The sequence below is a fragment of the Klebsiella sp. SYXHC3 genome (assembly GCF_057196925.1).
This window is the reverse complement of the sequence record NZ_JBXUNG010000002.1, coordinates 162855-177697: the sequence shown is the minus strand read 5'-3', so window position 1 is coordinate 177697 and position 14843 is coordinate 162855. Positions and strand designations below refer to the sequence as shown.

Here is a 14843-nt window from a genome sequence, read left to right as displayed (position 1 = left end):
ATAACATCACCGCAAACTAAGGTTTGCGGTCGCTTTGTGGATGCCTGCCTGACAAGTGCTTATTTTCAGGGGTATTTTAAAACATGGCAGAAAAACAAACTGCGAAAAGGAATCGTCGCGAAGAAATACTTCAATCTCTGGCGCTGATGCTTGAATCCAGCGATGGTAGTCAACGTATTACCACAGCGAAGCTGGCGGCCTCCGTCGGTGTTTCCGAAGCGGCGTTATACCGTCATTTTCCCAGTAAAACCCGCATGTTTGACAGCCTGATCGAGTTCATTGAAGACAGTCTGATTACGCGCATCAATTTGATTTTGAAAGATGAAAAGGACACCACGGCTCGTCTGCGCCTGATTGTTCTGCTGATTCTTGGGTTTGGCGAGCGTAATCCAGGGCTGACGCGTATCCTCACCGGCCACGCCTTAATGTTCGAACAGGACCGTCTGCAGGGTCGTATCAACCAGCTATTTGAACGTATCGAAGTTCAATTGCGTCAGGTGATGCGTGAAAAGAAAATGCGTGAGGGAGAAGGCTACACCCTCGACGAGACGCTACTGGCAAGCCAGCTGCTGGCATTTTGCGAAGGCATGCTGTCGCGTTTTGTACGTAGCGAGTTCAAGTACCGCCCTACGGATGATTTCGATGCCCGCTGGCCGCTGGTCGCCGCGCAACTGCAATAAATCTCAATATGCAGCCGCAAGGCTGCATGACTCATGCATTCACCTTCTTAGCGTGCTCTGGCTATACCGGCAGCCAGGCTGCCGGTTTCTGCATCAGACGCCGTAGGCTTCGCGGTAAGCGCGTACCGATGCCAAATGCTCAGCCATCTCAGGCTTTTCTTCCAGATAGGCGATAAGATCTTTCAGAGTGACGATAGAAATCACTTTGCAGCCATAATCACGTTCCACCTCCTGAATCGCGGAGATCTCACCGCGGCCGCGTTCCTGGCGGTCAAGCGAGATCAGCACGCCGGCCAACTCAGCGCCATTAGCCTGAATAATTTCCATCGATTCACGGATAGCTGTACCGGCGGTAATCACGTCGTCCACCAGCATCACGCGGCCTTGTAGCGGGCTACCGACCAGGTTGCCGCCTTCACCGTGGGTCTTCGCTTCTTTACGGTTGAAGCAGTACGGCAGGTCACGGTCATGATGTTCAGCCAGTGCGACGGCGGTAGTGGTGGCGATTGGGATGCCTTTATAGGCCGGGCCGAACAGCAGGTCGAACTCGATCCCGGAATCCACCAGCGCCTCGGCGTAGAAACGGCCCAGCAGAGCCAGATCGCGCCCGGTATTAAACAGGCCGGCGTTGAAGAAATAGGGGCTCTTACGCCCGGATTTCAGCGTAAATTCGCCAAACTTAAGAACCTGCTTGCTAAGCGCAAACTCAATAAACTGGCGCTGATACGGCTTCATGGATTCGCTCCTTTTAGTACTGTCATCATTGTCGGACTACGCGCCCTATCCTTCGCAGGTGTAATGAGGGATAAAGCGCAAAAAAAAGGCGACTTCTCAGTCGCCTTAATCATTAATTTTCTAACGCCGCTTTCTGCGTCGCAATAATAGATTCGATTCCCCCTCGTGCTAACGCCAGGAGAGTGAGGAGCTCTTCATGGGTGAACGGCTCGCCTTCCGCCGTGCCCTGCACCTCTATGATGCGACCGTCTTCGGTCATTACCACATTCATATCGGTTTCCGCGGCGGAATCTTCCACGTACTCCAGATCGCAAATGGCTTCGCCATTAACGATACCAACGGAAACGGCGGCCACCATTCCCTTCATTGGGTTGGTTTTGAGTTTACCGGCAGCAACCAGCTTGTTCAGCGCATCGGCCAGCGCAACGCAGGCGCCGGTAATGGACGCGGTACGGGTACCGCCATCGGCCTGCAGCACATCGCAATCGAGCGTAATGGTGAACTCGCCCAGCGCTTTCAGATCCACCGCAGCGCGCAGCGCGCGGGCAATCAAACGCTGAATTTCCATCGTGCGGCCGCCCTGCTTGCCTTTTGCGGCTTCGCGAGCGTTACGGGTATGGGTGGAGCGCGGCAGCATGCCATATTCGGCGGTGATCCAGCCCTGGCCCTGACCTTTCAGGAAGCGCGGCACGCCTTCGTCGATGGAGGCAGTGCACAGCACTTTGGTGTCGCCAAATTCGACCAGCACGGAGCCTTCAGCATGTTTTGTATAGTTACGGGTCAGGGTTACTGGACGCACCTGATTAGCGCTACGGCCTGCTGGACGCATGATTACTCTCCGGCTTGAAACGAATGTGGCTGCGCATTATACACAAATTCGACCAAGTTGCATCGCGACGACGCACGCCTGCCGATGCGGATAATGCGCGCTTATTCCTATCCTGAAAGAGCCTCGAAAGCTATAATCCTCCCCACTCTCCTTAAAAAACAGGAACGTCTATGATCCGCAGTATGACCGCCTATGCCCGGCGTGAAATCAAGGGTGACTGGGGCAGCGCCGCGTGGGAACTGCGCTCGGTAAACCAACGCTATCTGGAAACCTACTTCCGCCTGCCGGAACAGTTCCGGAGCCTGGAACCCGTGGTTCGCGAGCGCATCCGCTCTCGTCTGACTCGCGGCAAAATCGAATGTACCCTGCGTTTTGAGCAGGATCCCAGCGCCCAGGGTGAACTGATCCTCAATGAGAACCTGGCGAAGCAGCTGGTGAACGCCGCGAACTGGGTAAAAATGCAGAGCGATGAAGGCGAGATCAACCCGGTTGATATCCTGCGCTGGCCTGGAGTGATGGCGGCGCAAGAACAGGACCTTGATGCGATTGCCGCTGAAATCCTCAACGCCCTGAACGGCGCGCTGGACGACTTTATCGTCGCCCGTGAAACCGAAGGTCAGGCACTGAAAACGCTGATCGAACAACGCCTGGAAGGCGTCAGCGCCGAAGTCAGCAAAGTCCGCGCCCATATGCCGGAAATCCTGCAGTGGCAGCGCGAGCGCCTGGTCGCCAAGCTTGAAGACGCCGAAGTGCAGCTGGAAAACAACCGTCTCGAGCAAGAGCTGGTGTTGATGGCTCAGCGTATCGACGTCGCCGAAGAGCTCGATCGCCTGGAAGCGCACGTTAAAGAGACCTACAACATTCTGAAGAAGAAAGAAGCCGTGGGTCGCCGCCTTGACTTCATGATGCAGGAGTTCAACCGCGAGTCGAATACTCTGGCGTCAAAATCCATCAATGCCGACGTAACCAATTCAGCGATCGAGCTGAAGGTGCTGATCGAGCAGATGCGCGAGCAGATTCAGAATATCGAGTAATGTCCTCTCCTGCTGGCTCGCCTTACGGGCCAGCATTATTTTTTCTTATCACTTTTAAAAAAGAAAAATATACATAATCCCATATAAGGGGACTACCCCTTCATTTTTGCATTATATTTTTTCATGTAAATGAGCTCGCTTTAGAAAAACTCAATCGTGATCTGCCGCACAAATCGCTACCCTTTGCCCATCATTGTGGGGGATTTATGCTGCTTCATGTTCTTTATCTGATTGGTATTACGGCGGAAGCGATGACTGGCGCTTTAGCAGCCGGGCGTCGCCGTATGGACACCTTTGGGGTGATTATTATCGCCACCGCTACCGCGCTCGGCGGGGGTTCTGTACGCGATATCCTTCTCGGCCATTATCCGCTCGGTTGGGTGAAGCATCCGGAATACGTCATTATTGTGGCGGTAGCCGCCGTCCTCACGACTATCGCCGCGCCGGTAATGCCACACCTGCGCCGCCTGTTTCTGGTGCTGGATGCCCTGGGTCTGATTGTGTTCTCAATTATTGGCGCGCAAATCGCGCTGGATATGGGCGAAGGGCCGATAATCGCGTCTATTGCCGCCGTGATCACCGGCGTCTTTGGCGGCGTACTGCGTGATATGTTCTGTAAGCGCATTCCGCTAGTGTTTCAGAAAGAGCTGTACGCCGGCATCTCCTTTGCCGCGGCTATTCTGTACATCGCCTTACAGCATTACATAAGCGACCATGACGTGGTGGTTATCACAACGCTTCTGTTTGGCTTTACCACCCGGCTGCTGGCTATACGTTTAAAATTAGGTCTACCGGTTTTTTATTACCGACATGGGTCACACTAATTGACGGGAGGGCACATATAGCCCCCACCAACAATCAGAAAAGACTTATAATACCGGCCTTATTTCACTAAAGCCCATGTTAAGCACTAATGTCATTTGCTAAAAGCCTTGCTCTGACCATCAACAGAAAATTTTCTGGGCACTTTATCGCCTTATTGGCGATATCTATCCTCATCCAGCTCTGGCCTGTTTTTTTCACGCAGCCCATCCGATTTGCATTACGCATCGCCATCTGCAACACGCTTTTGTTACTAAGCGTGTCGTGGATTTATCGCTATACATCCGGGAAAGTCATTCTCTTTTTGTTAACCAGCGCCCTGACGCTTAATTTCGCCATCGCTTTCAGTACCTGGGATATCTACAAAAGCGAGTTCAATACCGTTTTCGCCATGAGTATTTTGGCAACTAATTATTCTGAAGCGAAAAGCATAGCCGGTTTGTACCTCTATATTCTGCCAATAGCGGCTTTCTACTTCGTGATTACCTGGTGGGCGGTGAAGTTGCTCAGCGAGAAGCTATCAACGCGAACCAAAGGTATCAGCGTTATTCTACTCGCGCTCTTTATGGGCTATTTCTCCATCTCCAGCATCATCAAAAAGAACCAGGATTTAGAGGTTTATTACCCGCTTAGTTCGCGAATTCTGGTTAACACTCCGTTGTATACTGCTTCTGAATTCGTCATCGCCGATCGCGATAATTCACTAGCCGAACACATTACGCAGTCAACGCCTCACTATCCTGCGCTACAGGCACATGATACGGGCATCGACACTTATGTTGTCATTGTTGGTGAATCCGCACGCAGAAGTAACATGCAGCTCTACGGTTTCTCCCAGCAAACGACACCGGTTGCCAGCGCATTTACCCACAACGCGCTTATTTTTAAACACGCTATCGCACCTGCCTCCGCCACGGTACTTGCTGTACCTATGGTTCTCAGCAAGGCCGATCCGGATAACTTTACCGCCGACTCGATGGCCGATAATATCGTGAATATTTCCCGGCAATCCGGCTTTTATACCGAGTGGATCAGTGCGCAGGGCAACTCAGGAAAAAGTAATAACTATATTGTGGCGATCGCCTCAACCAGCGAAAAGCATCAATGGATACATACCCAATACGATAGTGACCTGCTTCCCGCGCTGGATGAAGCATTAAAAGTGCCGGGCAAAAAAGTCATTTTTTTACATATTAACGGTAGCCATGAAATGGCCTGCGACCGATACCCACAGTCCGCCGCAATTCTCAATACCGGTGATAAATACGAGGATTGCTACAATAACGCCATCCGATTCACCGACTCTTTTATCGGCGAAGTCGTTAAGCGCATACAAAATAGCGCCTCTTCTCTAATTTATTTTTCCGATCATGGTCTGGAAAAAAATCCCGATCTGGCTTCACTGTATATGCACGGTTCCCGTAATCCCAGTAAAGAGGCTTATGACGTGCCACAGTTCATTTGGTATAGCCAAAGCGCCCTGGCCAACCAGAAACGACGTATTGGCTGGGTAAACGAACGCTGGCCAACCACAAACAACTACGCCCTGATGTTAAGTTGGTTAGGTATCAGCACCGGTATCGAAAATTGTGATTCTCTCCTCGAGAAGTGCTATCAACCCGAATCGCAAATTTCGGTCATGGACGGCGGACGGCATATATTCAATTATGACCAGTTACGCAATACATTCAGCGCACCGGACCAAAAGACCCCATGGCGTAAAGTAAAAAGAAATTCGCTATAGATTACGAAAAACCATCCACCTCCAGTTGACCAAGTTTTAGTACTATCGACTTGATGACCGGATGGTGAATAAACTCAACAAGCCGTTGAGCATTCTTTGGCCCAACGCCGGGTAACGTTTGCCAGCTCGCGACATCACGCTTCTCAATTAGCCGCCATGAATTATCTTTTAAGACCCGCATGGCAGCGCGCGGAAGCGGCACACCAAGCGCGCTTATCCATCGATGAAAGGGTGCGCGCCGTGTTAGTGCAAAGCGATGCCAAAGTTGCTCTGCGCGGGTTGCCGTTAAGCCAGGAATGTTTTCCAACTGCGACACCGTCAACTCAAGCCAGGAGAAGATATGTTGGAAATGGCGCGACTGAGCAAGCTGTCTCCATCCTGCTTCTCCCAGGCTATCAATGCCTAATCCTTGCTCGGAGCTTATCCAAACCAATCGCGCGATGAACTGCTCCCGGCATTCATCGGAGTTTTCAAAACAGGTAAGAGAGTGATAGCGAGTATCAGGCACCAACGGCTTCGTTCTGTTCAGGCCACGCCATACTACATCATCCAGCCTCGGGATCCCTTGCCCCGCAAGGCTCACCAGGATCTGATCGCCTGGGGCGAGATCTAGCTGCCGCCAGCGGGCCACCGAACCAACATTGACCCGCCGCACGAGCTTGTCGTCCAGCTTTATCGGTTGTAGATGCGCCACAACAGTTATTTTACCGCTACGCCCGATGGCAAACTGGATTGTGCTCACTTCCGCCACTTGTGAAACTGGCTGATATTTCCAGGCCGCCACCCAGAACCCCTGTCCGGGAAGCCAACCGTCACCGGCGGGTTCTCTCTGGGTACGGATTACGATACCGTCGGTGACAAAGGGCAGCGGCGAGGTAAACCAGCGCTCCCGCCAGGCGGCAGCCTGCTGCCAATCTTTAACCGGATGGGAATAGCGCTGCGCTACAGGAAACCCACCGTCAGCAAGCAGCGCCAGACGGGTAGACATACGGGCCGGGCCATCAGGCCAGGCCCAGATAAACACCCCCAGCGTGCTCAACGCCGCCGACGGTGCTTTGCGCATCAGTATCCCGGCCACTCTCGCCCGTGAATTCATACCGCCCATCCCCTTTTGTATATGCCCCTCTCGCCGCTGAAAAATCTCGCCCTGCAGAACGCTATTCGCCAGCGCCCCGGAGGTGGTCAGCGGTACGCCGGGGATCTGGCGCACTTTCGTCGTCCAGTCTTCCCCCGCCAGACCGTCGCCGCGGCTAATCGCCCGTATAAACCTACCGCCGCGATAAACCAGCGTCACCGCGACACCGTCGACTTTCGGTTGTACCCACAGGTCGGTTTTATCGCGCATCCAGTGGCCAACGCTCGTGGCATCAGGCAGTTTGCGCACGCCGGTATGCGCGATAGGATGCTTGACTTCGCCGCGTGGCGGCGGCAGATCGTCTTCAGGCGGCGCCTTCTCACCAAAGCAGCGCCGCCACTGCGCCAACCGGGCCGAGAGCATGTCGTAGACCTCGTCGCTGACCCCGCTGCTGCCCTGCTGCCAGTAGGCCTCTTTCCAGTCGGCAATTTGCCGACTGAGGTGGCCTATCTCCTGCTCTGCGCGTTGCAAAGACCACGCCGGGCAGGCCGCCATTGGGCTTGCCGCCGCCATCCATAACGCTGCCGCTATCAGCCATCTGCGCATGTTTACCTCCTTGTTCTACCTTGCGGCATCGTGCGCTAAAGACCGGAGCCGCGGCGACAGGCAAATCATCACGCTGCGAGCGGCTTTCCAGAATTTACGCATGGTTGCTGCAACCGCTTAAGAAATCAGGAAAGCGGCAGGCAAAATGAAAGAAACAGCGGCAAAAAGTGTGACAATGACTGCGTCACGCAGCGGCGGCGTGTATAATAGGCTCGTATGTAGGATCTCTTTCGACAATCACATACAAAAGACACTCATGGCTCAAGGCACGCTTTATATTGTTTCCGCCCCTAGCGGCGCGGGTAAATCCAGCCTGATTCAGGCTTTATTGAAAACCCAACCGTTGTACGACTCCCAGGTTTCTGTGTCGCATACCACGCGCAATCCGCGCCCGGGTGAAGTTCACGGTGAACACTATTTCTTTGTCGATCATGATAAATTCAGGTCGATGATTAGCGAAGACGCTTTCCTTGAGCACGCTGAGGTTTTTGGCAACTATTACGGTACCTCTCGTGAAGCTATTGAGCAGGTTCTGGCGACCGGCGTCGATGTTTTCCTCGATATCGACTGGCAGGGCGCCCAGCAAATTCGTAATAAAATGCCCGGCGCGCGCAGTATCTTTATTCTGCCGCCGTCAAAAGACGAGCTTGACCGCCGCCTGCGCGGCCGCGGTCAGGACAGCGAGGAAGTCATCGCAAAACGTATGGCGCAGGCAGTTGCAGAAATGAGCCATTACGCGGAATATGATTACCTTATTGTGAATGATGATTTTGATACCGCTTTAGGCGATCTGAAAAACATTATCCGCGCTGAACGTCTGCGCATGAGCCGCCAAAAGCAGCGACATGGCGCTTTAATCACCAAACTATTGGCAGACTGAACCCACATTCAGTATCATGCCCAGTCATTTCTTCACCTGTGGAGCATTTTAAGTATGGCACGCGTAACTGTTCAGGACGCTGTAGAGAAAATTGGTAACCGTTTTGACCTGGTACTGGTCGCCGCGCGTCGCGCTCGTCAGATGCAGGTAGGCGGAAAGGATCCGCTGGTACCGGAAGAAAACGATAAAACCACCGTTATCGCACTGCGCGAAATCGAAGAAGGTCTGATCAACAACCAGATCCTTGACGTACGTGAGCGCCAAGAACAGCAAGAGCAGGAAGCCGCTGAATTACAAGCCGTTACCGCGATTGCTGAAGGTCGTCGTTAATCACACAGCGGGTCGCCCTTGTATCTGTTTGAAAGCCTGAATCAGCTGATTCAAAACTACCTGCCGGAAGAGCAAATCAAGCGCCTTCGGCAGGCGTATCTCGTTGCACGTGACGCTCACGAGGGTCAGACACGTTCAAGCGGTGAACCCTATATCACGCACCCGGTAGCGGTGGCCTGCATTCTGGCCGAGATGAAACTCGACTACGAAACGCTGATGGCCGCGCTGCTGCATGATGTGATTGAAGATACCCCTGCCACCTACCAGGACATGGAACAGCTTTTTGGTAAAAGCGTCGCCGAACTGGTAGAGGGGGTGTCGAAACTTGATAAGCTCAAGTTCCGCGATAAGAAAGAGGCGCAAGCCGAAAACTTCCGCAAAATGATCATGGCGATGGTGCAGGATATCCGCGTCATCCTCATCAAGCTTGCCGACCGCACCCACAACATGCGCACCCTGGGCTCGCTACGCCCGGATAAACGCCGTCGCATCGCCCGCGAAACGCTGGAAATTTATAGCCCTCTGGCGCACCGTTTAGGTATCCATCACATTAAAACCGAGCTCGAAGAGCTGGGCTTTGAAGCGCTGTACCCTAACCGCTACCGCGTCATCAAAGAAGTGGTCAAAGCGGCGCGCGGCAACCGAAAAGAGATGATTCAGAAAATCCTCTCTGAGATCGAAGGGCGTTTACAGGAAGCAGGGATCCCCTGCCGCGTTAGCGGTCGCGAAAAGCATCTGTACTCTATTTACTGCAAAATGGTGCTCAAAGAGCAGCGTTTTCACTCGATTATGGATATTTACGCCTTCCGCGTTATCGTTCACGATCCCGATATCTGCTATCGCGTGCTGGGCCAAATGCACAGCCTCTACAAGCCGCGTCCAGGCCGTTTCAAAGATTACATCGCCATTCCGAAAGCGAACGGCTATCAATCTTTGCACACCTCGATGATTGGCCCCCACGGCGTCCCGGTCGAGGTACAAATCCGTACCGAAGATATGGACCAGATGGCGGAAATGGGGGTTGCGGCGCACTGGGCTTATAAAGAGCACGGCGGCGAAAGCAGCACGACCGCGCAAATCCGCGCTCAGCGCTGGATGCAAAGCCTGCTGGAACTGCAGCAGAGCGCCGGTAGCTCGTTTGAATTTATCGAGAGCGTTAAATCCGATCTGTTCCCGGATGAGATTTACGTTTTCACCCCGGAAGGGCGCATTGTCGAACTGCCTGCCGGCGCCACGCCGGTGGACTTCGCCTATGCGGTGCATACCGATATCGGCCATGCCTGCGTCGGCGCGCGCGTCGACCGTCAGCCCTATCCGCTGTCGCAACCGCTCTCCAGCGGCCAGACTGTCGAAATCATTACCGCGCCGGGCGCACGCCCGAATGCCGCATGGCTGAACTTTGTCGTCAGCTCAAAAGCGCGCGCCAAGATCCGCCAACTGCTGAAGAACCTTAAGCGCGACGATTCCGTCAGCCTTGGCCGCCGGCTGCTTAACCACGCGTTAGGCGGCAGCCGCAAGCTGGCAGAGATCCCGCCGGAGAACATCCAGCGCGAACTTGACCGCATGAAGCTGGCCACGCTTGACGATCTGCTGGCGGAAATCGGTCTCGGTAACGCAATGAGCGTGGTGGTGGCGAAAAACCTGCAGCAGGGCGAAGCCTCTGCCGCACCGGTGCCGGCCAACGCGTCGAATCACGGCCATCTGCCGATCAAGGGCGCCGATGGCGTGCTGATTACTTTCGCCAAGTGCTGTCGTCCGATTCCGGGGGATCCGATCATCGCCCACGTCAGCCCAGGCAAAGGGTTGGTTATCCACCATGAATCCTGTCGTAACATCCGCGGCTACCAGAAAGAGCCTGAGAAGTTTATGGCGGTCGAATGGGATAAAGAAACTGCGCAGGAATTTATCGCCGAAATTAAGGTGGATATGTTCAACCACCAGGGCGCGCTGGCTAACCTGACGGCCGCAATCAACACCGCGTCTTCCAATATTCAGAGCCTGAATACGGAAGAAAAAGATGGCCGCGTTTACAGCGCCTTTATCCGCCTGACCGCGCGCGATCGCGTGCATCTGGCGAATATCATGCGCAAAATTCGCGTCATGCCGGACGTGATTAAAGTCACTCGTAACCGAAATTAGCTTTTACAAAAATCGAATCCCCAGGAAGGTACTGAAGTACGTGACTGGGGTGAGTGAGTGCAGCTAACGCCGAGGCAGTTCGAAGGATTAAGTAGAATGAATTCACAGCGTTATGCGCGTATCTGCGAGATGCTCGCCAGGCGTCAGCCTGATCTGACGGTCTGCATGGAGCAGGTCCATAAACCCCATAACGTCTCTGCGGTCATCCGCACCGCAGACGCCATCGGCGTACACGAAGTACACGCCATCTGGCCTGGCAGCCGTATGCGCACCATGGCCTCTGCCGCAGCCGGCAGCAATAGTTGGGTGCAGGTGAAAACACACCGCACTATCGGCGATGCCGTCAGCCACTTAAAAGGCCGGGGCATGCAAATCCTCGCGACGCACCTTTCCGACAAAGCCATCGATTTTCGCGAAATCGACTATACGCGCCCGACCTGCATCCTGATGGGCCAGGAGAAAACCGGCATCACCCAGGAAGCGCTGGCGCTGGCAGACCAGGACATCATTATCCCTATGGTCGGTATGGTGCAGTCGCTGAACGTCTCCGTCGCCTCCGCGCTGATCCTTTACGAAGCGCAGCGTCAGCGGCAGAACGCTGGAATGTACCAACGCGCCAATAGCATGCTGCCGCCTGAAGAGCAGCAGCGGCTGCTATTTGAAGGCGGTTACCCGGTGCTGGCGCGCGTCGCCAAACAAAAAGGGCTGCCTTATCCCCACGTCAACGAGCAGGGTGAAGTCGAAGCCGATGCCTCGTGGTGGGCAACGATGCAGGCGGCGAGGTAAATCCAATGTCAGGCCGCCTGTTAGATGCCGTCCCGCTCAACTCGCTGACCGGCGTTGGCGCCGCACAGAGCAGCAAACTGGCGAAAATCGGTCTGCATACGGTTCAGGACCTGCTACTTCACCTGCCGCTACGCTATGAGGACCGGACTCACCTGTACCAAATCGGCGAACTGTTGCCGGGCGTCTACGCAACCGTAGAGGGTGAAGTGCTCAACAGCAATATCACCTTCGGCGGCCGCCGGATGATGACCTGTCAGATCAGCGACGGCTCCGGCATCCTGACCATGCGTTTTTTCAACTTCAACGCGGCGATGAAAAACAGCCTGGCGACCGGTCGTCGCGTGCTGGCCTACGGCGAAGCTAAACGCGGCAAGTTTGGCGCCGAGATGATCCACCCGGAATATCGCGTACAGGGCGATATGAGTACCCCGGAGCTGCAGGAAACCCTCACTCCGGTCTACCCAACCACTGAAGGCATTAAGCAGGCGACGCTGCGCAAACTCACCGATCAGGCGCTTGAGCTGCTGGAAACCTGCGCGATTAGCGAACTGCTGCCGCCGGAGTTGGCGCAGGGGATGATGAGCCTGCCGGAGGCGCTGCGTACGCTGCACCGCCCGCCGCCGTCGCTACAGCTCAGCGAGCTGGAGAGCGGTAAACATCCGGCACAGCAGCGTCTTATCCTGGAAGAGTTGCTGGCGCATAATCTCAGCATGCTGGCGCTTCGCGCCGGCGCCCAGCGCTACCATGCGCTGCCGCTCAGCGCCAACGACACGCTGAAAACCCAGCTCCTGGCTTCCCTGCCCTTTAAACCAACGGGCGCGCAGGCGCGCGTCACCGCGGAGATCGAGCGCGATATGGCGCTGGACGTGCCGATGATGCGCCTGGTGCAGGGCGACGTCGGATCCGGTAAAACGCTGGTTGCCGCGCTGGCCGCCTTGCGCGCTATCGCCCATGGTAAGCAGGTGGCGCTGATGGCGCCGACCGAACTGCTGGCCGAGCAGCACGCCAATAATTTCCGCAGCTGGTTCGCGCCGCTGGGCATTGAAGTCGGCTGGCTGGCTGGCAAACAGAAAGGCAAAGCGCGCCAGGCGCAGCAGGAAGCCATCGCCAACGGTGAAGTGCAGATGATTGTCGGCACCCACGCCATTTTTCAGGAGCAGGTGCAGTTTAACGGCCTGGCGCTGGTGATTATCGACGAACAGCACCGCTTTGGCGTTCATCAACGCCTGGCGCTGTGGGAAAAGGGCCAGCAGCAGGGCTTCCACCCGCATCAGCTGATCATGACCGCTACGCCGATTCCGCGCACCCTGGCGATGACCGCTTATGCCGATCTCGATACCTCGGTTATCGATGAGCTGCCGCCGGGCCGTACCCCGGTAACGACCGTCGCTATCCCGGACACGCGCCGCAGCGACATTATCGACCGCGTGCGTAACGCTTGCACCCAGGAAGGTCGCCAGGCCTATTGGGTCTGTACGTTGATTGAAGAGTCCGATCTGCTGGAAGCCCAGGCGGCGGAAGCCACCTGGGAAGAGCTCAAGCTGGCGCTGCCGGAACTGAATATCGGCCTCGTCCACGGGCGGATGAAACCAGCGGAGAAACAGGCCGTGATGCAGGCCTTCAAGCAGGGCGAGATGCACCTGCTGGTCGCCACCACGGTGATTGAAGTCGGCGTTGACGTCCCTAACTCAAGCCTGATGATTATTGAAAACCCGGAGCGTCTTGGTCTGGCGCAGCTGCACCAGCTACGCGGGCGCGTTGGGCGCGGCGCCGTCGCCTCCCACTGCGTGCTACTCTATAAATCGCCGCTTTCCAAAACGGCGCAGAAGCGCCTGCAGGTGCTGCGCGACAGCAACGACGGTTTCGTCATCGCCCAGAAAGACCTGGAAATCCGCGGCCCCGGCGAGCTTCTCGGCACCCGCCAGACCGGCAACGCCGAATTTAAAGTAGCGGACTTGCTGCGCGATCAGGCCATGATCCCCGATGTTCAGCGGATTGCTCGCCATATTCACGAACGCTATCCGCTGCAGGCACAGGCGCTGATTGAGCGCTGGATGCCGGAAACCGAACGCTATTCCAACGCGTAGCGCGTCCTTTTTGCCGCGCTACGGGCAACTTTTCTACACAATGAGTGGATTATGAAACGAGAACTGGCCATCGAATTTTCGCGTGTCACCGAAGCCGCCGCGCTGGCGGGCTATAAATGGCTGGGCCGCGGCGATAAAAATACCGCCGACGGCGCAGCGGTTAACGCCATGCGCATTATGCTTAACCTCGTCAATATCGACGGCACCATCGTCATCGGCGAGGGCGAAATCGATGAAGCGCCGATGCTCTATATCGGCGAAAAAGTGGGTACCGGCAAAGGCGACGCGGTAGATATCGCCGTCGACCCAATTGAAGGCACCCGCATGACGGCCATGGGCCAGGCCAACGCGCTGGCAGTGATGGCGGTCGGCGATAAAGGCTGCTTCCTCAACGCGCCGGATATGTATATGGAAAAGCTGATTGTCGGCCCCGGCGCTAAAGGCGCTATCGATCTCAATCTGCCGCTGGAAGAGAATTTGCGCAACATCGCCCGCGCGTTGAATAAACCGCTCGCTGAACTGACCGTCACCGTGCTGGCGAAACCCCGCCACGACGCGGTCATTGCGCAACTGCAGCAGTTGGGCGTGCGCGTGTTCGCGATCCCCGATGGCGACGTGGCGGCCTCTATCCTTACCTGCATGCCGGATAGCGAAGTCGACGTGCTGTACGGCATCGGCGGCGCGCCGGAAGGCGTGGTTTCGGCGGCGGTGATCCGCGCGCTGGACGGCGATATGCAGGGCCGCCTGCTGGCTCGTCACCACGTGAAGGGCGACAGCGAAGAGAACCGCCGTATCGGTGAAAACGAACTGGCGCGCTGCAAAACCATGGGCATCGAAGCGGGCAAAGTGCTGCGTCTTGATGAAATGGCGCGCAGCGATAACGTCATCTTCTCCGCCACCGGGATTACCAAAGGCGATCTACTGGACGGCATTACCCGCAAGGGCAATATGGCGACTACTGAAACGCTGCTGATCCGCGGTAAATCGCGGACTATCCGCCGTATTCAGTCGATTCATTACCTCGACCGAAAAGACCCGGACGTCCAGCAACACATCCTGTAAAACATTTGATCAATCGAGCTTTCCAGCCTTTTCG

The 14843-nt window shown here is 55.5% G+C and carries 13 protein-coding genes; 10 read left to right on the top strand and 3 right to left on the bottom strand.

Annotated features, from left to right (window positions below; all coding sequences use genetic code 11):
* Positions 1-83 precede the first annotated feature (83 nt).
* The gene (slmA, locus tag AC2CGP_RS07855; RefSeq protein WP_015369151.1) at positions 84-680 is read left to right on the top strand and encodes a nucleoid occlusion factor SlmA; all 597 of its coding nucleotides are present in this window, start codon (positions 84-86) and stop codon (positions 678-680) included.
* 93 nt (positions 681-773) lie between these two features.
* On the opposite strand, the gene pyrE is transcribed toward slmA, so the two are convergent.
* Both pyrE and rph read right to left on the bottom strand, forming a co-directional pair.
* On the bottom strand, positions 774-1415 hold the full coding sequence (gene pyrE, locus AC2CGP_RS07850; protein ID WP_015703811.1) for an orotate phosphoribosyltransferase: 642 nt from the start codon (positions 1413-1415) through the stop codon (positions 774-776).
* A gap of 112 nt (positions 1416-1527) precedes the next feature.
* On the bottom strand, positions 1528-2244 hold the full coding sequence (gene rph / locus AC2CGP_RS07845) for a ribonuclease PH (protein ID WP_015369149.1): 717 nt from the start codon (positions 2242-2244) through the stop codon (positions 1528-1530).
* Positions 2245-2414: 170 nt separating this feature from the next.
* Between rph and AC2CGP_RS07840 the strand changes: the two genes are divergently transcribed.
* From AC2CGP_RS07840 to AC2CGP_RS07830, 3 genes are all read left to right on the top strand, one after another.
* Entirely contained in the window at positions 2415-3278 is an 864-nt protein-coding gene (locus AC2CGP_RS07840) for a YicC/YloC family endoribonuclease (RefSeq protein ID WP_015369148.1), read from the top strand.
* A gap of 206 nt (positions 3279-3484) precedes the next feature.
* A complete protein-coding gene (locus AC2CGP_RS07835; RefSeq protein ID WP_015369147.1) occupies positions 3485-4102 on the top strand; it encodes a trimeric intracellular cation channel family protein in 618 nt (205 codons plus the stop codon).
* Between the two features lie 89 nt (positions 4103-4191).
* The gene (locus AC2CGP_RS07830; protein WP_015369146.1) at positions 4192-5844 is read left to right on the top strand and encodes a phosphoethanolamine transferase; all 1653 of its coding nucleotides are present in this window, start codon (positions 4192-4194) and stop codon (positions 5842-5844) included.
* Between the two features lies 1 nt (position 5845).
* Here AC2CGP_RS07830 and ligB read toward each other — a convergent pair whose 3' ends face one another.
* Positions 5846-7525: an NAD-dependent DNA ligase LigB gene (ligB, locus tag AC2CGP_RS07825; protein ID WP_213759478.1), complete on the bottom strand. Its 1680-nt coding sequence runs from the start codon at positions 7523-7525 to the stop codon at positions 5846-5848.
* Between the two features lie 256 nt (positions 7526-7781).
* Here ligB and gmk point away from each other — a divergent pair, with 256 nt between their 5' ends.
* The 6 genes from gmk (at position 7782) to glpX (ending at position 14809) form a co-directional block, all read left to right on the top strand.
* Complete coding sequence (gene gmk, locus AC2CGP_RS07820) at positions 7782-8405, top strand: guanylate kinase (RefSeq protein ID WP_015369144.1); 624 nt, start codon at positions 7782-7784, stop codon at positions 8403-8405.
* A 54-nt stretch (positions 8406-8459) separates the two neighbouring features.
* Positions 8460-8735 (top strand): DNA-directed RNA polymerase subunit omega, encoded by a 276-nt coding sequence (gene rpoZ, locus AC2CGP_RS07815; RefSeq protein ID WP_000135058.1) that lies wholly within the window; start codon positions 8460-8462, stop codon positions 8733-8735.
* 18 nt (positions 8736-8753) lie between these two features.
* Positions 8754-10874: a bifunctional GTP diphosphokinase/guanosine-3',5'-bis pyrophosphate 3'-pyrophosphohydrolase gene (gene spoT, locus AC2CGP_RS07810; protein ID WP_015369143.1), complete on the top strand. Its 2121-nt coding sequence runs from the start codon at positions 8754-8756 to the stop codon at positions 10872-10874.
* Between the two features lie 96 nt (positions 10875-10970).
* Positions 10971-11660: a tRNA (guanosine(18)-2'-O)-methyltransferase TrmH gene (gene trmH / locus AC2CGP_RS07805; protein ID WP_015369142.1), complete on the top strand. Its 690-nt coding sequence runs from the start codon at positions 10971-10973 to the stop codon at positions 11658-11660.
* 5 nt (positions 11661-11665) lie between these two features.
* Positions 11666-13747, top strand: coding sequence for an ATP-dependent DNA helicase RecG (gene recG / locus AC2CGP_RS07800; RefSeq protein WP_015703814.1), 2082 nt, complete (start codon positions 11666-11668; stop codon positions 13745-13747).
* A 51-nt stretch (positions 13748-13798) separates the two neighbouring features.
* Positions 13799-14809, top strand: a complete 1011-nt coding sequence (glpX, locus tag AC2CGP_RS07795; RefSeq protein WP_015703815.1) for a class II fructose-bisphosphatase — start codon at positions 13799-13801, stop codon at positions 14807-14809.
* Positions 14810-14843: the final 34 nt, after the last annotated feature.